Raw genomic sequence first — 22,901 nt, 5'->3', positions numbered from 1 at the left:
TAAATAGATTTTCATTGCAGGAAAAACATCTGCGTATAAAAAGTCGCCTACTGGGCGACTTTTTTTCTCTTCCCGATGATGTGTTAATATAAATATGGTTTTTAAGATGAGTTGAATGGATTTTTCCACAACCAAATCAATATTGAATTTATTCATCAGCTGTGGGATTCCTATCTCCAAGGGAAATTCCAAAAATGAATCATGGTGCAAGTTTTTTTAGACAGAAAGGAGAGCAAACATGAAAATAATCATTGTTGGGGCAAGCGGTACGATTGGACAAGCGGTCGCCAAGGAACTAGGGAAAAAACATGAAATTATTCGTGCCGGAAGGAACGGAATGGACGTAACGGTTGATATTACATCGATGGAGAGCATCAAAAACATGTATGAGCAAGTTGGGAAAGTGGATGCAGTCATTAGTGCAACAGGAGGCGCTCATTTTGCTTCTATTACAGAATTAACGCCAGAGTTAAACGAAATAGGGATTGAAAGCAAACTGAAAGGACAAATCAATTTAGTTCTTTTGGGAATGAACTATGTTAATGACAGTGGAAGCTTTACTTTAACTACGGGGATCATGATGGATGATCCAATTCCGCTAGGCGCATCGGCAGCCATGGCAAATGGTGGTGTTAAAGCGTTCGTGAAGTCCGCCTCAATTGAAATGCCTAGGGGAATCCGGATAAATAGTGTTAGCCCTAATGTCTTACAAGAATCACTGGGGAAATATGGCGACTTTTTTCCCGGCTTTGAAGCAGTTCCTGCTAGTCGCGTAGTTCTTGCTTTCAAAAAAAGCGTAGAAGGAGCTCAAACTGGACAAAATTATGAAGTTTATTAATCAAATCTCCTTTTGTCAATTTTTGTTCGTGGGATAAGTATATTCAGTCATCGGAAGTCGCGGAAATCGCGGCTTTTTTTGTTTTAACGATGGCGAAAATCATGGAAGACTAGGACTTCATGTTTTAAGCTCAAACCAGCCAGTCACTACCCAATGACCCAAAAGTCCCTCTTGCTGAGCCAGCAGAAGCCTAATGGTTTGGGTTAATTAGTATGACCAACCAAAGCACACCTTTCGGACGAATACCGACAAAATTTTATAGACGAAAAGAATCATTTTTTCGGGAAGTTTGATGAAATGGGTGTACGCTGCGTGTTGGATATAATACGATCAGACAAAGTATTTTTATTCATTACTACGAATGAACTCGAATCACGCAGATAAACGGAGGGAAACACTGTGAAATTATTAGGGACGATTATGATTGTAATGGGGAGCTTCTTCTTGCTCGGCATAGGATGTACGGATCAGGAGCAGGGAGTGGCAACGAAGCTTGGACAATCCGAACAGAACGGCGACGATATACGCGTTCCGCACAATGAGCGGCTTCATTTGTCCACCGACAAGAAGTGGATTGAGGAAGAAGGGCATCAGTCTGATCTGATTCGATTGCAATGGACGGCGGAAAGGGCCAAGCCGGCGATCGTCTGGGTTGACGAGAATGGCAAGGACAAGACGGCGATCATTTCCCATGACAAGGCAAACAATCCGGAGCAGCAGGATCATAAGCATATCTCGTTCGAGACGACTATGTCGCCGACTGGTCAATACCCCAACCAGTTGTTTACCCGGTTTGAAATTCCGTTTGACACCGACGTAAGCGAGATCCGTACGCATTCGTCCAATTTCAATGTCATGAGTGGTATCTTGCGGGTAGCCGGCGAAAGCGGGACGAACCGGGATATCCAACTAAGTGCAGCCGGCAAGGATAATGAGACGACACCGAGATGGGCCGTACGGGCCGACAGTTTAGAGGAATCGGGTGACAATGCAGGTGCCAACCTGCAGTTCGTCCGTTATGGAGATGACGGCAAAGTGCTCGATTCCCCACTCACCGTGCAGCGCAGTGACGGCAATATCGGAATTGGCACGAATGAACCCGACACCAAGCTTGATGTAAACGGGGATATGCTGCGTCTTCGCGAAAAGTATACGCCCGCTTCGTCCACTGCTGCATGCAGCCAAGGCCAGATCTCTTGGGACGACAAATATGTATATGTTTGCGTTGCCCAAAACAATTGGAAAAGGACCGAACTATCCTCCTGGTAGTTTCTGCGCCGCTGATCTGTATCAAGATCAGCGGCTTTTTTTGTTATTAGCTATGTTCTAATGCCGCTGATTTCTTCGACTAGGGTCTAGGTCCAATTCAGTCTCAGGAAGGATTTGGAGTAAACGAGCCTAAGGTACAATGAGATGTAATGAAATCTACATTGGATCTTCCGCAATCCGCAATTTACTTCAAGCTTTAAGCTGAAAGGTGTCCCAAGACCATGAGAAAATTGAAAAAAACATTAAGAATTATCGGTATAACACTAATAGGGCTACTCATAACAGCCCTAATTTTTCCTACATGGACATCGTCCATCAAAGGTGAAAATAGTATTAGCATATTAGAACAAGTAGAGATCAATGGAAGCAAGCAAGAACTGATGATACGCGGCAATGACAAGAATAATCCCGTCATTTTATATGTACACGGAGGACCTGGAGCCCCGGAAATCCCATATGCGGCGGCATATCAAGACTTGTTGGAAACCCGGTTTACGGTTGTTCATTACGACCAAAGAGCCAGCGGAAAATCCTATCATTTTTTTGAGGACTACTCTAATCTTACATCGGAATTGCTGGTAGATGACTTGTTGGCATTGACCGATTATGTTTCGGAGCGCCTGGGCAAAGAAAAGGTAATCCTTATTGGACATTCTTATGGCACGTATATTGCTGCACAGGCGGCCCAAAAGGCACCCGAAAAATACGAGGCTTACGTGGGGATTGGTCAGATGGGGGATACCGTAACAAGCGAGATGGACAGCTTGACCTACTTAATCAGCCAAGCTCAACAGGCCGGCAACGCAGAAGACGTCTTATATCTGCAAGGACTAACCGATAAAATCAAAAAGGGCGAGATGTTCACTCCACGAAATTATGTCATTCAATATGGTGGAGCTTCAAGACTTATTGACAGTCCCGACGGCGATAGCCTCGGGATGCTATTAAGCAGCGAGTATAACTTAATGGACGTCATTCGGTATAACGTCGGGATATCATATTCTCAAAAGATTTTGTTGCAGGAGGTTATAGAACATCCGTTGCCAACGCTTGTAACGAAACTTGAAATACCGTGCTACTTTATCATGGGCGATTATGACTATATGACGTCCTCCCATGCAGCAAAAGATTTTTTTGATAGGCTTGAAGCCGATCAGAAGGAGTTTATCGCGTTTGATCAATCTGCCCATTATCCGCAATTTGAAGAGAAGGGGAAATTTTTTGAATGGGTGTCCGAGACATTTCTTTAGCATGCATTCTGCAATACTGGAATTGGGCAATTCACCTATATAGGAAATGGCAATATAATGTAGTATTTCTTTTATGTAAAGGAGAGCTACCATGTACAAACTCACTTTAACTGCGGCTAAGAAGTTATTGGAGACTGCTGAACACCAAGCACGACAAATGGGTTTTAATTCTGATGTAGCGATCGTCGATGAAGGGGGAAACCTCATTGCCTTTCATCGAATGGACAATGCCAGAATAGCAGGTATCGATATTGCCATCGGCAAGGCTTGGACCAGCGTAGCGATGCAAATGCCGACAGCGAATTTAGCGCAATCCGCGCTTCCAGGCGGGGCTACATTTGGCATTAATACAACGAATCAGGGGAGAGTCGTTATACTTGGTGGGGGGATTCCGCTCGTTCACGAAGGCAAGGTTGTCGGCGGCATTGGTGTAAGCGGAGGAACAAGCGCACAAGATATTGACGTTGCCAATGCAGCAGTGCAAGCTTTTGAAAATATGAGATGTAATGAAATCCAATATGCAAACGCTCGGATTGGCACGGTACAACAGTCGTTTACTTATTAACGGCTCTCCTGCTACGATGGTAAGGGCAGGCTGCTTCTATGCAAGAAGCGGCCTGTCTTCATTCTATCTGCGATTGTATCTGGGCTTATGTCACGATTGCCGGAATGGAAAATGTCGAAGATCTAGCCTATGCGTACTTTAAAAACCGCGATGATCGTGGTTTTTTTTTGTTTTAACAAAAACAATAAAAGCTTATATATACTTATTGATTGTTTTAAATTACTTATATATACTTATATTTAGGATGTAAATGCTTAAGCAGGGAGGGATAGGATGTGTTCCAAGAGGAACGATTAGTAAAAATCCTGGATTACTTAAAACAACATAAAACGATGAGTGTTGGAGAGATATGCTCATTCTTTCAAGTGTCGCGGGATACCGCGCGCAGGGATATCGTCAGATTAGTTCAAGAAGGAGTTGTTGTTCGAACGCACGGAGGGGTAGCCTTGCCTGAACTGCAAAAGGAACTGACTTCTTATCAGGAACGGCTTATTGATCAGCCGACGAGCAAGAACGTGATAGGCGAGCATGCCGCTAAACTGATTCGGGACCACGAAACGGTATTCTTGGACGTATCTACGACCGTACAATTTGTTGCGGAACATATTCAAGCCAAACAGATAACAGCGGTTACGCATTCCATAGATAATGTAGGGATACTCTCCAAGCGAGAAGATCTGAGCATCTACGTGCTCGGAGGTTACCTGCATACCCAAAACCGGCTATTATACGGTCCTTCCGTCATTGATAAAATCAGTGAAATCCGTGCCGACAAAGCGTTCATCGGTGCGACGGCAATTCAACCTGACGGACTCTATTATCCATACGAAGAAGATGTCCGGGTGAAGAGAGAAATGGCGCGGCGCTCGGACCAGGTTATACTTGTTGCGGATCATACCAAATTCGCGGTGAAATCGAGGTTCAAGTTAGACTTTGATCACGTGGATATTATTGTAACCGATCAATCGATTCCCGCTGAAATACAAGAAATATTAGACAACAAGAATATTACACTTATAGAGTGTCAGACTCATAACCAACGGGAAGGAGCTTAAGTAGTAATGAACAACAAAATCATTCAACATGTTAAAGTCCACCTGCCTCATCAAATACTTCCTTCTGCAACGGTCTGGATTACGAACGGGAAGTTGACGAGAATAGAACCGACGCAAGAAATGGAAAAGATCGAAGGCGATGATGAACGAATTGATGGCAAAGGAATGTGGCTCTTACCGGGGATGATTGATGTTCATATTCATGGGGCCAATGGCTATGACATGATGGACGGAACCGAGGACAGCATTCAAGAAGTATCACGGGCTTGTGCTGCAACCGGATGCACCTCGTTTCTGGCAACTTCCGTGAGTTCGACGATGGAAGACCTGCTGAACATGATTCGCAGCGTGAAATCTGTAATCGGACGAGAACAAGGGGCAAGGATCGCTGGCATTCACTTGGAAGGCCCCTATTTGAATCCGAAGCGTAAAGGGATGCAAAACGAGAAATATCTTCGCCATCCGAATCTGGAAGAAATAAAGTTGATTTTTCAGGAAGCGGGTTCGCTCATTAAAATGGTAACGATCGCACCAGAATTGCCTGGAGGATTGGAGCTCATATCCTATCTGAAAGAGCAGGATGTTGTGATTGCCGTAGCTCATTCCGATGCCACGTACGAGGAAGCAAAGCTGGCTTTCGCAGCCGGAGCGAGTCATGTAACCCATTGTTTTAACGGCATGAGACCGATTCACCATCGAGATCCCGGAATGATTGTAGCCGCATTCGAAGAACCGCATGTAAGCTTGCAAGCGATTGTCGATCAAGTCCATCTTCATCCAGCCATTGTCAGATTAATGCACCGACTCAAAGGACCTGCTGGCATGGTGCTTATTACGGATGCGCTTCAGGCGATGGGATTAGGTGATGGTACTTATATGTTTGGAGGTCATCATGTTACCGTTTCCGAGGGGATTGCAAGGCTTGCGGATGGCACTTTAGCATCAAGTACCGTGACTATGAATGAAGCGTTACGTCTGACCGTAGCTAACGGAATATCAATGGAGGATGCCGTGCACATGGCTTCAACAACGCCGGCCCGTATTCTAGATTTATCTCGTAAAGGAAAAATCGAGGTAGGATACGATGCGGATCTCGTCCTGATGGACGAATCGTATCAAGTGCAGTGGACGATGATTGAGGGTAAGCTCTATTGTTAGAATGGAAGTAATCACAAGAGGCTGGTGTAAAGTTGACTAAACCTATTCGTTGCCTATATCCCATACATGACCAATGTTATCATTACCCCATATCAGGTGCGCAGCTGATGTGTATAACCATTGTTGATGTAAAGGAGATATGAACATGAGTAAAGACAGTATAATTAAGTCCATGCTTTCGGATCAGGTAAGTATGACACCAAATGGATTTGTCGCAGATGAATTAAGCCCAACTCAGTTTGCAGATTGTTACGAGTTGTTTTTTGACAAAGTCTTGGAAATTAGTGCAGCGGATATAGCGGGAATAGAAGGCTATGGTGAGTTCAACGAGGATTGTAAAACAGAGTATAGCACCTGCAGGCAATTTCTAATTGACACATTTGCAGAAGATAAAGAAGGATACTGGTTTAATTGGAAGGAGCTCTTTGATACAACGATTTTAGATCGTGACTTTGTCGAAAAATACTTGATGGAAATGGACGCTAGAATTGATTATTGTGAAGGAAAACGTTATTTAGTTAATAATAACACGTTTTTTGAAATAATGATCACAGATGGAAAAACGACGGTCGGATTCCCAGACTGGAGCAGATCCGGCATATGCGATTTCCTTTTAGACTTTGTCATTATGGACTTAAATAAGCCTTACTTAAACATACCTGAATTGTTATTCGAGTACTGCAAAAAAAGGAACATTGTCATTCCGGATTTTAAAGAACGATTTTTATGTATGGCGTATTATAAGGGAATCGATGTTTTGCGATGGCATGCGTCGATCGATGACATAGAATCTTGCAATTCTATTATGAAATCTATCGGTCAACTGAAGGATCGAATATACGCCTTATAAAGGGTGATCCTATGAAATATGAAAATGCCAGCGATATCATACCTGAGAAGTTATTGAAAGAAATTCAGAAATACGCTGCAGGAAAACTTCTTTATAACTGACCAACAATTCACTTATGCTCCAACTGTACGATCGGCAGTGCAATATGCGAATATCGGAATGCTCGAAGAATGGATTCATTGTTATATGCTCCACTCCCGAAATGCTGCTCCTAGTTTACATGATTTTATGAGAAAAGAGTATTTGTATTTCGGTGTTGTTAAATTTCCTTTGCGTCTCATCGAACTTAATGGAATCATGCCTGGGAAAGACTGTACCGATGAAGCAGACGCAGCTGCTCTTCCACCGCTTCTTATTGAGTATAAAGAAGGCAAATTTTATTGCATCGAACAGAAGAATGTATTAGCTGCACTAAAACAATGCAAAGTAAATGCTTATCCAACCATAATTGTGCTGAAGGAAACAACGGATTATAAAAGGTTTATGAAATACTATGAAAACGTCTTGTTTTATATTAATCAAGCATGACTTGCGATTGGAAGAAGGATTCGTACGCATTGCGTCATACAACATACAGCGGGGGTGCCCCAAGGTCTTTGGACCTTTTGGGGCACCCCTTTTTTTGCATTTAAAAACTTCAACAGCTTATTCGGACTTGTGTTGCTTCAATTTGTAATCGGATGAAAAGAAGTCACCATTGTGGTATCAGAAAGTCATATGGATAGTGGTTGACCAAAACCATTGGTTATAGAATGAGGGTGTAAGGGTTTACATGACGTGATAAGAAGGGGCTGGAACATGAGGGGTTCGTCTCATTTAAGGAAGAGGCTGAAGAAGTATAAGTGGCTGCTGCTAATGACACTGCCGGGGATCGTCTACTTGTTCATCAACAACTATGTCCCGATGTACGGTGTGATTCTAGCATTTAAAAACTATAATTATGTCGATGGCATATGGGGAAGCGCGTGGGCGGGTTTCGATAACTTTAAATTCTTGTTCAACTCACAGGATGCGTACGTTATTACCCGGAATACCTTCCTTTATAATTTCGTTTTTATTGTGCTGAACCTGGTTTTAGCCGTTCTGGTAGCGCTGCTGATTAATGAAATTAAGGATAAAGCAATCAGCCGTTTCTATCAAAGCACATTCCTGCTGCCGCATATCATCTCGATGGTCGTAGTCGCCTATCTGGTCTACAGCTTTTTGAATGTGGATAGCGGACTTGTGAACAGGTTATTGATCCATTGGTTTGGTTCTGAGGCTGTATCTTGGTATGGGGAACCGAAGTATTGGCCGTACATCCTGGTCATCGTCAATGCATGGAAGAACGTAGGTTATCTATCCATCATCTATTTTGCCTCCATTATCGGGATAGACAAAGAATATTATGAAGCCGCCACGATTGATGGTGCAACCAAGTGGAAGCAAATGACCCGGATCACCATCCCGCTTATTTTGCCAGTCATCACCACCATGACCCTGCTTGCGGTCAGCGGCATTCTCCGGTCGGACTTTGGATTATTCTATCAGGTTCCTATGAATACAGGCGCTCTAATCCCGACAACGAATACCATCGATACCTTTGTCTATCGTGCCATGATTCAATCGGGGGATATCGGCATGTCGACAGCGGCTGGATTCTATCAATCCGTTGTTTGTTTAGTGCTCATCCTAGTAGCCAATACGGCAGTAAGACGCATTAATAAACGTGACGCTTTATTTTAACAGAGGGGGGAGGTAGAAATGGTGAAGGTGTTGAGTACTAAAAAATGGATCGGCGCATCCTCGATTCACCTGTTCTTCTGGGCCTTTACAGTTGCTTCGTTAATTCCGTTTATCCTGGTCTTTATGGTGTCGATCTCCAGTGAAGATTCCATTCTGCAGAACGGATACTCGTTGTTTCCCAGTCAAATCAGCTTTGCGGCCTATCAATTTTTGTTCCATGATTTTTCGGAAATAGCGAAAGCTTACGGCGTTACGATCTTGACCACGCTCGTTGGAACGGTGGTAAGCCTTTTGATAACAGCGCTTTTTGCGTATCCGTTATCCAGACCCGAGCTGCCGTTTCGCCGCACCATTTCCTTTTATATTTTTTTTACCATGCTGTTTGGCGGCGGAATGGTACCTTGGTATATCACTTATGTGAATATGTTTGATCTGAAAAATACGATTTTTGCGATGATCATTCCCAACTTGCTGTTAAGCGCCTTTAACGTGCTGCTCATGCGGAGCTTTTTCGCCTCGACCATACCCGAATCCGTGGTTGAATCCGCAACGATTGACGGTGCAAGCGAGCTGAAGATTTTCTTTAAAATCGTCGTTCCGCTTTCTTTGCCGATTATGGCCACGATTGGACTGTTTAACACGTTATCCTACTGGAATGACTGGTACAACTGCATGCTGTTTATCGATAAACCTGAATTATATAACATCCAATATCTGATGACAAAAACGCTTACTAACATTCAGTATCTTCTAATGAAGTCTAACAGTTCGGCTCAGGTTGGGGACCTGCTCGCCAAGATGCCAAGGGAAACCGTCCGCATGGCACTTGCGATTGTCGGCATTGCCCCCTTGATGTTCGCCTACCCGTTCTTTCAGAAGTATTACATTAGCGGGATCACAACCGGTGCCGTAAAAGGTTAGCGGCCATACGATTGTTCATTAGAGGAGGTGGGGCAGGTTAGCGATTCGCACTCCAATTCGTGCCTTATATAAAAGTTAATAGTTGAGAGGAGAACTCAAGGATATGAAAAAAGCGCATCATCTGATGCTTATGATCATGCTTTGCGGAATGCTGGCATTAACAGGCTGCAGTAAGGGGGGAACTGAAAATACTTCGGATACCGGGGGCAAACAAACCGATGAAACAGGACAACATTCAGATTCCTCACTCAAACCGTATAAAATAACGCTCGTATATCCGGCAACCGCTCCCAAAGACTTGCAGCTTGTTCAGGAAGAGATGAGCAAATATCTAACGGAAAAGATAAATGCAACCATTGAGCTCAAGCCTATTGAGTGGGCTTCTTGGGATGATAAGACCAACTTGATGAAAATCTCGAATGAGCCGTTTGATCTGATGTTTACGGCCAGCTGGTTCTCGTATCCGAAGGATGTCGCTAAAGGGCAGTATCTGGAACTTGATGATTTGATGGCCGAACACGGAAAAGATATTCCGGGTATCCTTGGCGAGGAATTTATTAAGGGATCCAGAATTGGCGGCAAGCTGTATGCACTTCCTACCAAGAAAGAATTCGGCCAGGGTTTCGGATTCCTGCTCGATAAGAAGTTGGTTGATAAATACAAATTTGATACGAATGGCATCAAAACACTGGAAGATATGGAAGCCATGTTCCAAACCATTAAGGACAATGAACCTGGCGTGACTCCGATCGTTTCAAGCAAATTCACAAACGTTTGGGAAGCCGCCAATTATGATGGCATCGTTGCCAATCTCTCGATTCCACGGGGAAGTAAAGAGTTGAAAGCCGTGGATACCCTGGAGGATCCGAAGTTCATCGAATTTTATAAACGGATGCATCAGTGGAATCAGAACGGTTGGTTTGATAAGGATATCCTGACATCAGACGCTGATCAAGGGATGAATATGATTAAGGCGGGTAAAGCCTTTGCAGTTGCCCAATCCTTGAAGCCAGGGAAAGACAAGGAGATGACCATAAGCTCGGGCGTTGAGGTGGTGCAAGTTGAAACGGCGGAGCCGTTTACGACGACAGGAGACGCGCAAGGCGCGATGCTGGGTATTTCACGAACGTCCAAAGATCCTGCACGAGCCATGATGTTCCTTAATCTGCTGTACAGCGATCCGAAGCTGCTCAATATGCTGGATTGGGGTATCGAAGGCATTCACTATGTGAAGAAATCCGATAACATGATTGATTTTCCCGAAGGCGTGAACGCGGACACGCAAACTTATCCGAATCCGGGGGGCTGGATGTTCGGGAATCAATTCAACTCCTATCTATGGACAAACGAGGATCCGAATAAGTGGGAAGAGTTTAAGAAGTTTAATGAAAGAGCGGAGCATTCCATCGCGCTCGGATTTGCTTTTAATCAAGAGCCTGTCAAATCGGAGATGGCATCCATTGCGAATGTCGAGAAAGAGTTTGGAGCTTCGTTAAGATCCGGAGCGGTGGATCCTGAAAAAATCATTGCCAAGTGGAAAGAAAAACGGAAATCTGCCGGCTTTGACAAAGTGAAAGCCGAAGTTGAAAAACAGCTGGCAGCATGGGCAGAAACTCAGAAGTAACGAAGATAAGGAATAGGGGGATTCCGAACCGGGACTATCGTTGTGTGTCCTATAAGGGATTCCTTTTTTTCCTATGTGTGACTATACTCAGAGTGTAGATGACCTGCTATACTGCAAAGCCATTCTGCTAACTTTCCATGAAGCCGGGGTAGTGTATGCCTATGTTGAATATTAAAGACTCGCTTCGCTTTAAGCTAATCATCGGATTCTTTACGATCGCGGTTCCTCTTCTGGCCCTGCTTCTCTACAACAACTACTATGCATCCAATACGATCAGGGAGCAGGTGGCGGATTCAAATAAAAATTCGATGATCCTCTATTCCCACCAGATCGAGGCAGCCCTGAACAAGGAGACGAATTTTTTGTACAACATTGCTGTTGAAGATCCGAACATTGCGGCGCTCTCACAGCTTCTGAATGATCCCGATGAGTACTATCTTGCCAAAGCCAGAATCTTGAATACGCTTACGCGTTATCACCGGTTTGACAACAGCGTCGATCTTCAATTTATTTACTCCGTACAGAAGCAGGATTTATTCACTACACCGATCAAGACTCAATCCTACGAAGAGCTATTGTCCATCAAAACGACCATTGAACAGCTCGTCAAGGAGGTTCAACCGGACAGCGCCTATTTCCGCGAATGGAAGGCCATTGAGTACAGCCAGCATAAATACGCGTTGATCAGACTGGTGGATACGGGGGATGATTTTTACCTCGGGGCGTTTGTAAAACTGGAGAACTTGATGATACCGCTGGATTTGATTCATCTGGAACATGGCTTTGCCAGCTTTGTGAATGAGCAGGGAGAACTGATTACCAACACGTCAGCTAGTGGAAGGAACCGCCTGAATACCTCTCTTGCCTCTGAATCCAACGAAGTGTATCAAATCGTGAAGAGGGATGATCAAAAATTTATCGTAGTCATGAATCAAATTCAGGGGACAGATGTCATACTAAGCGCTTTTGTACCCGAGTCCCAGATGCTGAAGAATCTGTATCACTTTCGTAGAGGCATTATCATCATATCCATCGTGGCTTTCATCATTCTGATTGTCTATTTGGTTTATCTCAATGAGATCATTCTGAAGCCCATGAACAATCTTGTCCGCGGAATGCGCAGGATCAAGCACGGGGACTGGAATACGCGGCTTCATACTTCTAAAGCAAAGGAATTCACCATGATCAACGAAGCTTTTAACAGCATGGCCTCCGAGATTCATGACCTGAAGATCAGCGTTTATGAGGAACAGATCAAGGCGCATAAGGCCGAACTTAAGCATTTACAGCTTCAAATCAATCCCCATTTTTTATTGAACTCCATCAATATCGTTTACAATTTGGCTGAAATCAAGAATTATAACGTGATCCAGCTCATGTGCATGAACCTCGTCAAGTACTTCCGTTTTACAACGAAGACGAATCAAGTCGCGGTGACGATTGCTGAAGAAATGGAGCATATGGAGAGTTATATCAAAATACAGCAGGTCCGGTTTCCAGAGCGAGTCACCTATGAAATACATATATCGGATGGCGCAGACCAAGCGGCCATTCCGCCGCTCTTAATTCAGCCATTTATTGAAAATGCAATCAAATACGGATTTGATTTCATGGATCATCCTTTTCATATTGCCATACATATCTGCCTTTCCGTGCATGATCAATTGGAGATTGTGATCTCCGATAACGGGAGTGGCTTCTCCCGGGAAGTGCTGGAGCAATTGCAATCGGGCGGTTTCATGGAGAATCAGACAGGGGAGCATTTAGGAATCACCAATGTTCAGTATCGTCTTAAGCATATCTTTGGGCATATGACTCGCCTGGAGTTTGATAACGCTCCGGATTCCGGGGCCAGGATAAGAATTGCACTTCCTTTCCGAACGGTAGAGGAGTTTACTTCATATTGATGATCTGTATGGGGGTAGTCGCATGTTTAGGGCACTTATTGTAGATGACGAGATTTATGCGGTAATGGGAATTAAGAGCGGTGTGAATTGGCAGGATCTGCAGGTATCTGAAGTGTATGAGGCTTATAATATGCGCGATGCATTACAAATTTTTGAACGCACACCGATTGATATTATGATCTGTGATATTGAAATGCCCAAGGGGACAGGAATTGAGCTGCTTGAGCGGGTGAATGATATTTCTCCCGATACAGAAACCATTTTTCTAACCGCCCACTCTGCCTTTGACTTCATGAAGAGAGCGATTCAGCTGGATGGCTTCGATTATTTGTTAAAACCGATAGAATTTGATGTGCTTCAGGCAACCATAGCCAAAGCGCTGCAAACTATTCAACAGGAGCAGGAACTCCGTCATATGCGCGAGCATTACAAACCGTATTATGAGCTGTGGCGGAAGAAAAAAAGTCTGATCACGGATAAGTTCTGGAATGATGTATTTTCGGGCAGAATCGTCTGCACTCCAGCTAATGTTACGGATGTTCTTGAAGAGCATGAGCTTAGCGGACTGCAAGATGCAGTATTCTTGCCTGTTCTGGTGAGCGTGGAATCCTGGCTGCGCGAGCTCAGCACAAAGGATGAAGAGATCATGGAATACGCCATCCGCAAAGGTGCATCCGAAATGCTGCTGCCGGCCGGCAAAGGAGAGGTCATTCAGACCAAACAGGGGGTGAATGTCGTCCTTATTGTTGGAGAAGAGGGGAAGGAGGGGGATGCTGCTCATGAACTGAACTTGCGCTGTGAAAAATACATTCAGGACTGTTATACCTACTTTGGTTGTAATATTTCCTGCTATATCGGCAATCACTCCACCTTGTATGAAATTGCCGATACATACAGGCAGCTGCTGGAGATGGAGTACAACAATTTGAATAAATCCAACCAAGTGTATCTGCTGGCTTCATTAGGTACCCATTCCATGAAGACGATGATTCCGCGACTATCGACCTGGACCCTCCTGATGGAGCATGGGCAGCTGGAAGAAATGCAGCGAGAGATTCATGGACGTATCGAAGAGCTGAGCCGAAATCCGCAGCTTTCGGTTAGTGAGCTTGAAGGCTTCCGGCAAGAATTTATGCAAATGGTGCATTACATTCTTCATAAAAATGGACTGACTGCGTTGGAGTTGTTTCAGGATCAGGCAGGAAATCATCTGTATGCACAGCCGCGTAATCTTGAACAATTGAAAGCATCGGTTCTTCAAGTTGTTCAGGTCATCCATGATCAGCTCCATCCGAATTGCTCCGTGATACAACGTATTCAATCCTATATAAAGGAGCATTTGCACGAACCGATCACAAGAGAACAGCTGGCCGGCTTCGTACATCTCAATCCTGCTTATCTGTCCCGTCTATTCAAACGCGAGGTAGGCGAATCGATTACAGATTACATATTGTTTGTCCGGATGTCACAGGCGAAAGATTTAATCTTGACCTCGACCATTCCCATATCCGAAGTAGCCAAAACCTTTGGCTATCATAACTTCTCGCATTTTTCCAAAATGTTCAGAAAGGTATACCGCGTTTCTCCGCAGGAGTTTAGACAGCAATCTTAATCTCAAGTGAGCGGTATATCATGACGCTATTCATTAGATCCTTTTGTTGTTTGTTTTATGACAGAAGGGCTGCCATTTGGGTAGCCCTTCACTTTATTACACATGAACCATAGGATCATTGAACTTGCGTTATCGATAACCAATCCTCGCTTCACTAAGCCGGAGGTATGCTTTGGGGGTTGCGGAATACGTTTTGAGGATCATATTTAGCTTTGACTCTCCGCAATCTAGGAAAATTAGCTCCATAGTAAACCGGCCCGGAATTTTCAATTCCCTGGTCTGGTACGTTTATATAGGATCCCACGATAAAGGGCTGTAATTTTCGGCGCGTATTGCGAGTTAAGGCGATATTTCGGGCTGCATCGGATGGTTTGATCCATGAGGTGTTCCATTCCACATAAAATTTCGCTTTACGCCAGAAGAACGCAGTAGCTTTAGGGGAAACCCGACTTACAGCGCCGCCCCAGTTGAGGAAAAAGAATCCGGCGGTAGAATTTGCCTCCGCTTTCTCGAGAAAATGGCGCATCACCTTAATAGCCTTATCGGGGAAAGGACGTTTTCCGAAGCCGGAAGAGAACTGGTTGCTGAACCTTTGGGTAAGGACCGGATCAGGAGGTAATAAGAATTTCACGGCCTCCGTATAAGGCAGCAAGCGGATGATGCTCTCCGTTGGCGTTCCAACGGATGTAAGAGGTTTTAATAGTCGAATGGCCTCTGTTTTTGATCCGAGGAACAACCCTTCCATCATAACATTGCCGCCTTTTTTCGGGCCAATATTTAATTCGCTGCCCAGCCTGGTATCGACGGATGGAGCCCATTGCTGCCACGCCTTTAACACCTTTTCGAATTGATTCCATGGCCAGCTAATCTTAAATACGGTTGCTTTTGCTGGTGCCCGGCGCACTTTGAATTTGTATCTTGTGTATATTCCAAAGTTTCCGCCCCCACCTCCACGGGATGCCCATAGAAGATCAGCATTTTGTTTCTTATTGGCAACAATCACTTTTCCATTTGCATCCACCATCTCCAGCTCGATCAGGTTATCGCTGATCAGGCCGATTGTCCGCTGCAGCGGCCCGATTCCCCCGCCGAGCGTGATTCCCCCGATTCCAACCGTAGGACTGTCCCCAAAGGGGGCTATAAATCCTTGCGCAGCAAGCGTGTTGGCAATTCTTCCTACTCTATTACCCGTCTCAACAATAACCGTTCCATTTTTTTTGTTTAACTTAATTTTCTTCATTTCACTTACATCGATTACAATGCCTCCGTTGACTTGGGAGAGATTGGTTTCTAGCGCATGTCTTCCACTTCTGGCGCGAATGGGTACATGATTCTCGCGAGCCCATTTTATGGCGTTGGCAACGTCTTGGGTTCTTTGAGCAAAAACAAACACCTTGGGGAACCGGTTCGTATGGGGATCCCAGTTCTTACGTGCCGATTCATAACCTGGGTCTCCTCGGAAAATAACTCTTCCGGTCAGCTTCGTTTTTGAATTCACCAAAAACAGCTCCTAATCTGAAAGTGTATTTGACCGTAATTCATACAAATACGGTATCGTTTATTTTATGGAGTACAATCGTCTATGGTTACGTTTGTGAATCAAGTATATTTGCAATGAATGACTACCCGGGGCTATCCTTTCATGAAGAATGTGCTCCGGATAGCCTGTTTTCTAATGTATGTAAACATCGTAAACTATACATGCTATGATGATAAGCTTCTATAGGCTTCTATATGTAAGAACATAATTGTAATCTATGAAACACTTAATAATCCGTTCGATATGTAAAATAAAGATATATGGTTTACAGTTCATTAGAAATGAGGACAAATTATGCGTTACCTTTATGAATTTATCGAGCATCAAGATGATATGCCTTTTAAGCTGTTTGTTAATAGTGTGAAGCATGTTCCCTTTCACTGGCATAAAGAGGTGGAGATTGTCTATGTTCTCCAAGGCTCTGTTATCCTGCATCTTGACCAGAAGGAGTATACCCTGCATCAGGACGATGTCATTGTGGTGAACAGCATGTCGATCCATAAGTTTGAACAGAATAACCATGACAATATTTTATTAACACTTCAGTTTGGCCCGGAGTGGCTGCATAATAACGTTATCATTTCCTGTAATTCAACGACTGAGGCTGAGCCGAGCGGCTTTCGATTTGACACAATCAAGCAAGAGCTTGCGAAGATGGTATGGGAAATGAACAAGAAGTCTCCAGGCTATCGAAGTTATACCATGGGGAGGCTGCAAACGTTATGTGGACATTTATTGCGATATTTTTCGGATGGAATCAACCCGGAAGCCGATGAAGGCGGCAAGAGTTATGACTATAAAAGGTTGAACCGGGTTCTTACCTATATCGATCAAAATTACAAAGAGAAGATTACGCTGCAGACGATGGCGGAACAAGAGCACTTAAGCTTGCATTATTTTTCTCACTTCTTCACCGATAAAATCGGTATTCCTTTCCAAAAATATTTAACGCTGATCCGTTTGGAGAAGGCCCAGTCGGAGCTATCCGGAAGTGATAAGAGCATTACCGAAATTGCGATGGATTGCGGTTTTGCGAACGTAAAGCTATTCAATAAGTACTTCAAAGAAAAGTATGGGTGTACACCAAGCTCGTATCGTGAGGCCGCTGCTTCACTTCAGGATAAGCCGAATCGAAAACCGCTTACATACGAAGAGTCCTCTAGTGGAGACTATTATGAATTAGATACGATCAATGCAATGGGATCGTTATATCGATACCTGGTAGTGAAGTCGGATCAAGAACCGGAGAGGGAAAACCCTTTAACAGCAGTTGTTACGGATCATGAGCATATTCAGTTTCAGCCGGGAATGTCGTCAACAGGGTACAAAAAGCACTGGAATGTTACCACAACAGCGGGCAGGGCAGTTGAAGGGCTGCGCGATGACTGGCGTCGGCAGCTTACCGAGCTTAAAGGACGAATTCCTTTTGAATACATACGTTTCCATGGCATCTTCAATGATGAGATGATGGTATACAACGAAGAGGATGACGGTACTCCGGTTTATAACTGGGCATATGTTGACAAGCTTTATGACTTTCTGATTGGGCTCGGCATCAGGCCGTTTGTGGAGCTTGGTTTTATGCCGACCCTGCTCAGCCGTTCCAACGAAACGGTTTTCTGGTGGAAAGGGAATATTTCCCCTCCAGCCGATCAGGCAAAGTGGGAGGCACTCGTTCGTGAATTCGTTCGGCATTGCTTAAATCGGTACGGGGTTGAGGAAGTAAAGCAATGGTACTTTGAAGTGTGGAACGAACCGGATTTATCAGGCGTTTGCTGGGCAGGAAGCAAAGAGGAATACTTCTCTTTTTATGAATCTACCGTTCGAGTGATCAAGTCGGTGCTTCCTGAACTAAAAACAGGAGGCCCTGCTTTAGGTTATGGTTCACTTTGGAACGACACATGGGCCGAGGATTTTATGGAATATTGTAAGAGCCGCCAAGTAGCGATCGATTTCTTTTCCTTTCATATCTATTCGGAGTATCCTCACCTTAAAGCAGAGCAGAACCTATTAACGAAGATGATGCCGCCAACCTTTTATAAAGAGAGCATCTATCGACTGCAGGAAAAAATGAAGCTTGCCTCTTTCCGTGAGATCGAGCTGCATATTACCGAATGGAACTTTTCGCTCTATGACCGGCATCTGCTGCACGATACCATGTTTATGGCCCCGTTTGTGATGTATCATGCGATGAATACACTGGGAGACGTAAAGGCAATGGCTTTTTGGTGCTTTACGGATGTGTTTGAGGAAAGTCTTGTTCCATCGTCCCCGTTTTATGGCGGCTTTGGCTTAATGAATCGGGATGGACTTAAGAAGCCGAGCTATTACGCCTTTGAGCTTCTTCAGAAACTGGGGGAAGAGATCACCGTTAAGGGGGATGGTTATGTAGGCACTCAGAAGCAAGATGGGAGCATGCAGCTTTTGCTCTATCATTACGTCCATTTGGATCATATGTTTTCAAGCGGGGACTGGTCGGAGATGTCCCATCTTAACCGTTACGGCGTGTTCGAAGAGAAAGGCAGCAAGGTGTATCAAATCAGCATTCCTCATCTATCAGGAGCCTATAAATGCACAACCTATCAGATGGACCGGGACCATGGCTCCGTTTTTGACGAGTGGGTTCGCATGGGGGCACCCGAAACCTTGACGGAGGAGGAACTTGCGTATCTTCGCGGAAGAAGCGGCCCGGTCATCCGGACAGAGATTGTAGAGAATCAGGGTTGGCATAAAGAACTCATTCTTCCACCGCATGGTGTCCTATTGCTCACCTTTGAGAAACAGTTTTAAACACTAAAACCTTCAAGAACACCACCGCTCAATAAGAGAGGGGTGTTTTTTGCTGTCCGCTTCAGGTGGCTTTGTTCAGCCGGTCCCAAAGACGAGAAATGAACAAAAAACGACCATTGGCGAGGCAATTTACAACGAGTAAGCGTTAACAATGGAATCTATACTATAACTATGTCCATAACAGAATTACAGGAGGGAATAAACAGATGAAGCGTTTCATGAAATGGATGACGGAATCCTTTGCGCCAAGATTGGATGCGATTACAAATAACATTTGGATAGCATCGATTCAAGAAGCCATTATGGTTGCCATCCCGATGATTTTTATTGGTTCCATTATTACTTTGATTTCAATTTTGCAAGACTTCATTCCTGGAATGCCGGATTTAACGCCAATCACAACATTCAGCTTCGGTCTTCTCGGTTTGTTTATTGCATTTCTAACGCCGTATACGGTCATGGAGAAAAAGGAGAGGCACAAAATCAAGCTGCTGGCGGGAATGACCGGCATATCCTTATTCCTCATGCTGCTTAATCCCGTCGTAAACGAGGATGGAACCGTTCAGTTCGTTCTTGAGCGTTTCGGTCCTGCGGGTATGGTAACGGCACTCATTGTAGGCATCTTCATCGCCGTCATCATGAATGTTTGCGCGAAGTTTTCTTTCTTTAAAAAAGGGTCTTCCATGCCAGAGTTTATCATGGATTGGTTTGACTTCCTGGTACCGATTGCCGTGATCATGGGTTTAGGCTGGGTTCTTGTATATCAGCTCCACTTTGATATCTTTGGACTGATTGTGAGCGTGTTTGAGCCTATTAATGCTATGGGGCAAAGCCTGTTTGGGTTTATTCTGTTCAACTTTATTGGGGTTGTACTGTATTCCTTCGGAGTTAGCCCATGGGTTCTGATGCCCATCTGGTATGCCATATGGATTCCGGCGATTGAGGAAAATGCCGCATTGGTGGCACAGGGACTGGATCCCGTCAACATTAATACCTTTGAAACATTCTTTTCCGGATGGCTTGGAATTGGAGGCATGGGTGCAACCTTACCGCTTGTGATTTGGTTCCTGTTTGCCAGATCCAAGAAGCTGAAAACCATTGGTAAAGCAACTTTAATTCCTTCTCTATTTAATATTAACGAGCCTGTTGTGTATGGAGCGCCTGTTGCTTTCAATCCGTTATTGATGGTGCCTATGTGGATCAATGGTCTAATTACACCCATTATCGTCTACTTAGCGCTTGATATGGGGTTTGCACAAATCCCGAGTAAAATCTTTCAGCTGTGGTATACGCCGATCGGTGTATCGACTTACCTCATGTCCGGATTCAATGGACTTATTCTGCTCGCCGTTGTCTTGCTGATTGTGTTCGCCGTATGGTTTCCGTTTTTTAAACTGTACGATGCGCAGGAATTGAAGAAAGAGCGGGAGTTACAAGAAGAAGCTTGATATGAAAGGATGGATACAAATGAATGCATCGATTAACGAATTAATAAAGGAAATGACACTTGCTGAAAAAGCATCCCTCTGTGCGGGATTAAATATGTGGATGACCAAGGGGATCGAGCGACTCAACATCCCGCCGATTCATATGTATGACGGAACGAATGGGATCCGCAAAACGAACAGTGACGATGAAATGGGGATCACAACAGAGAATGTTCCGGCAACTTGTTATCCCACGGGCTCAGCTATCGGTTCTTCGTGGAATACGGAACTGCTGCAGGAAGTCGGGGAAGCACTTGGTAATGAATCCAAAGAGATGGGCGTAGAATTGCTGCTCGGCCCAGGAATCAACATGAAACGGACTCCGCTTGGGGGAAGAAATTTCGAATATTACTCCGAAGATCCTTGCCTGACAGGGGAACTAGGCGCTGCTTTCATCAATGGCCTCCAGAGCAAAGGAGTCGGGGCTTCACTTAAACACTTTGCTTGCAACAACCAGGAATATGAGAAGATGGTGACGAGTTCAGAGGTAGACGAACGGACGCTGCGCGAAATTTATTTAAGCGCCTTTGAGCGAATTATTAAGAAGTCGGACCCCTGGACCGTCATGTGCTCTTATAATTTGCTTAATGGCTCGTATACCAGCGAGAATGAACACTTATTGCATGATATCTTGAGAGAAGAATGGGGATACGAGGGGGTTGTCATCTCAGACTGGACGGCCGTGAATGATCGGATTCGTGGGCTGAAAGCAGGACTTGATCTCGAAATGCCGGGACCAGCCGGTTATAACACGAAAGCGATTATCAAAGCCGTTGAGAACGGAGTTCTTGCAGAAGAGCAGCTCGATAAAAGCGTTGCCCGTATTCTAAAACTCGTAGAACGTGTAACCGGTATGGAAGAAGCTGCTCCGGCATCCGCTATGGAGTACCATAATCTTGCGAGAAAAGCTGCAGCAGAAAGCATTGTGCTTCTAAAGAATGAGAATGGCATCCTTCCGATCCATGCAGAGTCAACCCATTCCATTGCGGTTATCGGCCGTTTTGCCAAAAAACCTAGAATTCAAGGAGCCGGCAGCGCAAAAGTTACGCCTACACGCATTGATATTCCATTTGAAGAGATGAAGGCGTTGACCGGAGATTCCGTTGAGTTGAGTTATGCTGAGGGTTACCCTGAAGATGACTCCGTCAATGAGGAAATGATCAAAGAAAGTGTCGCATTGGCGGCAAAATCTGATGTCGCAGTCATTTTCGTTGGCCAGCCTGAATACGCAGAATCCGAGATGCGTGATTTGAAGGGCATTGATTTGCCGGAACAGCAGATTCTGCTTATTCAAGCGATTGCAGCCGTACAACCTAAGTGCATTGTGGTGACCAGCAGTGGTACAGCCTTGGCGATGCGTCCTTGGGTTCAGCATGTTCCCGCTGTCATTCACTCATGGCTTTCCGGACAAGGCATGGGTAAAGCGATTGCTGAAATCTTGTTTGGACAGGTGAGTCCCTCCGGTAAACTGTCCGAGACGTTTCCGGTTAAGCTTTCAGACAATCCTTCACATATGAGGATCCGTGGTGAAAACGGCAAGCTGTACTATCGTGAAGGGCTGTTCATCGGCTATCGATACTATGATCGAAAGGAACTCGCTCCGCAGTTTCCGTTTGGCCATGGCTTATCCTACACTTCATTTGCCTATAAGGATATGAAGGCAGCTCAAACGGAGACAGGGATCACGGTCTCTTTCTGGCTGGAGAATATCGGAAACCGAACAGGGAAAGAGGTCGTTCAGCTTTACGTGCATGACGAAGAATGCACCTGGACACGTCCTGAGAAAGAATTGAAGGCATTTTCTAAAATCGAGTTGGCTCCTGGGGAGAAACAGCAGATTGTTTTTGAACTCGAAGAGAGAGACTTTGCCTATTACAACACCAAATATAACCGCTGGGTAGCGGAGAGTGGTTATTTCCAAATTGCGCTTGGCAGCTCTTCTCGCGATATAAGAATTACGGAGCGATTGTATTGTGATTTCGGGAAGGAAGAAGTATCATTTCATAAATTCAGCTTGATTAGCGATTGGATTAGCGATCCAGTGGCGAAAATGGTATTGGAAGAATGCCTCGATGAGATGAACCAGCATGTCGTAGAAAAGATTTACCTCAATGATGAATTCGTCGGATTTTGGGAAGATGGTCCACTCATTAAAATATTGCAAATGTATGGTCAAACCTGGATGGTTGACCGGTCACCGGATGAAATTATTGAAGAACTTATAAGTCGAGTTTATGAGCGACGTGTTAACATGTAAGTCAAGAAATATTCCTCATAAAAGCTTGGGATCTGAAAAGGATCCCAAGCTTT

17 protein-coding genes are annotated in these 22,901 nt (G+C 44.6%); 16 read left to right on the top strand and 1 reads right to left on the bottom strand.

The annotated features are described in order from the left end of the window. The first annotated feature begins 238 nt into the window (after nt 1-238). The 13 genes from OHJ21_RS10405 (at nt 239) to OHJ21_RS10345 (ending at nt 14,774) form a co-directional block, all read left to right on the top strand. Entirely contained in the window at nt 239-838 is a 600-nt protein-coding gene (locus OHJ21_RS10405) for a short chain dehydrogenase (protein WP_100537567.1), read from the top strand. A gap of 399 nt (nt 839-1,237) precedes the next feature. Continuing rightward, complete coding sequence (locus tag OHJ21_RS10400) at nt 1,238-2,107, top strand: hypothetical protein (protein ID WP_100537566.1); 870 nt, start codon at nt 1,238-1,240, stop codon at nt 2,105-2,107. A gap of 221 nt (nt 2,108-2,328) precedes the next feature. Further along, entirely contained in the window at nt 2,329-3,357 is a 1,029-nt protein-coding gene (locus tag OHJ21_RS10395; protein WP_100537565.1) for an alpha/beta fold hydrolase, read from the top strand. Nucleotides 3,358-3,448: 91 nt separating this feature from the next. Next, nucleotides 3,449-3,922 carry a GlcG/HbpS family heme-binding protein gene (locus OHJ21_RS10390; protein WP_486020008.1) on the top strand — a complete coding sequence of 158 codons (474 nt, stop codon included), beginning with the start codon at nt 3,449-3,451 and terminating at the stop codon, nt 3,920-3,922. A 275-nt stretch (nt 3,923-4,197) separates the two neighbouring features. Beyond that, nucleotides 4,198-4,977 (top strand): DeoR/GlpR family DNA-binding transcription regulator, encoded by a 780-nt coding sequence (locus tag OHJ21_RS10385; RefSeq protein WP_100537563.1) that lies wholly within the window; start codon nt 4,198-4,200, stop codon nt 4,975-4,977. A 6-nt stretch (nt 4,978-4,983) separates the two neighbouring features. Beyond that, nucleotides 4,984-6,135, top strand: a complete 1,152-nt coding sequence (nagA, locus tag OHJ21_RS10380) for an N-acetylglucosamine-6-phosphate deacetylase (protein ID WP_100537562.1) — start codon at nt 4,984-4,986, stop codon at nt 6,133-6,135. 145 nt (nt 6,136-6,280) lie between these two features. Next, on the top strand, nt 6,281-6,985 hold the full coding sequence (locus tag OHJ21_RS10375; protein ID WP_100537561.1) for a hypothetical protein: 705 nt from the start codon (nt 6,281-6,283) through the stop codon (nt 6,983-6,985). 228 nt (nt 6,986-7,213) lie between these two features. Then, nucleotides 7,214-7,513 (top strand): hypothetical protein, encoded by a 300-nt coding sequence (locus tag OHJ21_RS10370; protein ID WP_486020007.1) that lies wholly within the window; start codon nt 7,214-7,216, stop codon nt 7,511-7,513. A 270-nt stretch (nt 7,514-7,783) separates the two neighbouring features. Continuing rightward, nucleotides 7,784-8,710, top strand: coding sequence for an ABC transporter permease (locus OHJ21_RS10365; protein ID WP_098745917.1), 927 nt, complete (start codon nt 7,784-7,786; stop codon nt 8,708-8,710). Nucleotides 8,711-8,728: 18 nt separating this feature from the next. Continuing rightward, entirely contained in the window at nt 8,729-9,631 is a 903-nt protein-coding gene (locus OHJ21_RS10360) for a carbohydrate ABC transporter permease (RefSeq protein WP_165789654.1), read from the top strand. A 103-nt stretch (nt 9,632-9,734) separates the two neighbouring features. Beyond that, nucleotides 9,735-11,255 carry an ABC transporter substrate-binding protein gene (locus tag OHJ21_RS10355; RefSeq protein ID WP_486020004.1) on the top strand — a complete coding sequence of 507 codons (1,521 nt, stop codon included), beginning with the start codon at nt 9,735-9,737 and terminating at the stop codon, nt 11,253-11,255. Nucleotides 11,256-11,416: 161 nt separating this feature from the next. Continuing rightward, nucleotides 11,417-13,162 (top strand): sensor histidine kinase, encoded by a 1,746-nt coding sequence (locus tag OHJ21_RS10350; RefSeq protein ID WP_486020003.1) that lies wholly within the window; start codon nt 11,417-11,419, stop codon nt 13,160-13,162. 22 nt (nt 13,163-13,184) lie between these two features. Continuing rightward, on the top strand, nt 13,185-14,774 hold the full coding sequence (locus tag OHJ21_RS10345) for a response regulator (protein ID WP_100537559.1): 1,590 nt from the start codon (nt 13,185-13,187) through the stop codon (nt 14,772-14,774). Nucleotides 14,775-14,928: 154 nt separating this feature from the next. On the opposite strand, the gene OHJ21_RS10340 is transcribed toward OHJ21_RS10345, so the two are convergent. After that, nucleotides 14,929-16,272 carry an FAD-binding oxidoreductase gene (locus tag OHJ21_RS10340; protein ID WP_100537558.1) on the bottom strand — a complete coding sequence of 448 codons (1,344 nt, stop codon included), beginning with the start codon at nt 16,270-16,272 and terminating at the stop codon, nt 14,929-14,931. A 336-nt stretch (nt 16,273-16,608) separates the two neighbouring features. Between OHJ21_RS10340 and OHJ21_RS10335 the strand changes: the two genes are divergently transcribed. The 3 genes from OHJ21_RS10335 to OHJ21_RS10325 all read left to right on the top strand — a co-directional run bounded on the left by OHJ21_RS10335 (nt 16,609) and on the right by OHJ21_RS10325 (nt 22,848). Further along, a complete protein-coding gene (locus OHJ21_RS10335) occupies nt 16,609-19,104 on the top strand; it encodes a GH39 family glycosyl hydrolase (RefSeq protein WP_100537557.1) in 2,496 nt (831 codons plus the stop codon). 206 nt (nt 19,105-19,310) lie between these two features. Beyond that, nucleotides 19,311-20,552 (top strand): PTS sugar transporter subunit IIC, encoded by a 1,242-nt coding sequence (locus tag OHJ21_RS10330; protein WP_100537556.1) that lies wholly within the window; start codon nt 19,311-19,313, stop codon nt 20,550-20,552. Nucleotides 20,553-20,571: 19 nt separating this feature from the next. After that, nucleotides 20,572-22,848, top strand: coding sequence for a beta-glucosidase family protein (locus OHJ21_RS10325; RefSeq protein WP_100539417.1), 2,277 nt, complete (start codon nt 20,572-20,574; stop codon nt 22,846-22,848). Nucleotides 22,849-22,901: the final 53 nt, after the last annotated feature.

The sequence above is a fragment of the Virgibacillus sp. LDC1 genome (assembly GCF_025792345.1).
GTDB lineage: Bacteria > Bacillota > Bacilli > Paenibacillales > Paenibacillaceae > Paenibacillus_AQ > Paenibacillus_AQ lautus.
Note: the sequence above shows the minus strand (reverse complement) of the source record. Positions and strands in the feature narration are given on the sequence as shown.

What these genes read in the sequence shown, in the direction of transcription:
- OHJ21_RS10405 (WP_100537567.1), top strand. Translation starts at nt 239, where the DNA reads ATGAAAATAATCATTGTTGGGGCAAGCGGTACGATTGGACAAGCGGTC.
- OHJ21_RS10395 (WP_100537565.1), top strand. Translation starts at nt 2,329, where the DNA reads ATGAGAAAATTGAAAAAAACATTAAGAATTATCGGTATAACACTAATA.
- OHJ21_RS10390 (WP_486020008.1), top strand. Translation starts at nt 3,449, where the DNA reads ATGTACAAACTCACTTTAACTGCGGCTAAGAAGTTATTGGAGACTGCT.
- nagA (WP_100537562.1), top strand. Translation starts at nt 4,984, where the DNA reads ATGAACAACAAAATCATTCAACATGTTAAAGTCCACCTGCCTCATCAA.
- OHJ21_RS10375 (WP_100537561.1), top strand. Translation starts at nt 6,281, where the DNA reads ATGAGTAAAGACAGTATAATTAAGTCCATGCTTTCGGATCAGGTAAGT.
- OHJ21_RS10370 (WP_486020007.1), top strand. Translation starts at nt 7,214, where the DNA reads ATGAGAAAAGAGTATTTGTATTTCGGTGTTGTTAAATTTCCTTTGCGT.
- OHJ21_RS10365 (WP_098745917.1), top strand. Translation starts at nt 7,784, where the DNA reads ATGAGGGGTTCGTCTCATTTAAGGAAGAGGCTGAAGAAGTATAAGTGG.
- OHJ21_RS10360 (WP_165789654.1), top strand. Translation starts at nt 8,729, where the DNA reads ATGGTGAAGGTGTTGAGTACTAAAAAATGGATCGGCGCATCCTCGATT.
- OHJ21_RS10355 (WP_486020004.1), top strand. Translation starts at nt 9,735, where the DNA reads ATGAAAAAAGCGCATCATCTGATGCTTATGATCATGCTTTGCGGAATG.
- OHJ21_RS10350 (WP_486020003.1), top strand. Translation starts at nt 11,417, where the DNA reads ATGTTGAATATTAAAGACTCGCTTCGCTTTAAGCTAATCATCGGATTC.
- OHJ21_RS10345 (WP_100537559.1), top strand. Translation starts at nt 13,185, where the DNA reads ATGTTTAGGGCACTTATTGTAGATGACGAGATTTATGCGGTAATGGGA.
- OHJ21_RS10335 (WP_100537557.1), top strand. Translation starts at nt 16,609, where the DNA reads ATGCGTTACCTTTATGAATTTATCGAGCATCAAGATGATATGCCTTTT.
- OHJ21_RS10330 (WP_100537556.1), top strand. Translation starts at nt 19,311, where the DNA reads ATGAAGCGTTTCATGAAATGGATGACGGAATCCTTTGCGCCAAGATTG.
- OHJ21_RS10325 (WP_100539417.1), top strand. Translation starts at nt 20,572, where the DNA reads ATGAATGCATCGATTAACGAATTAATAAAGGAAATGACACTTGCTGAA.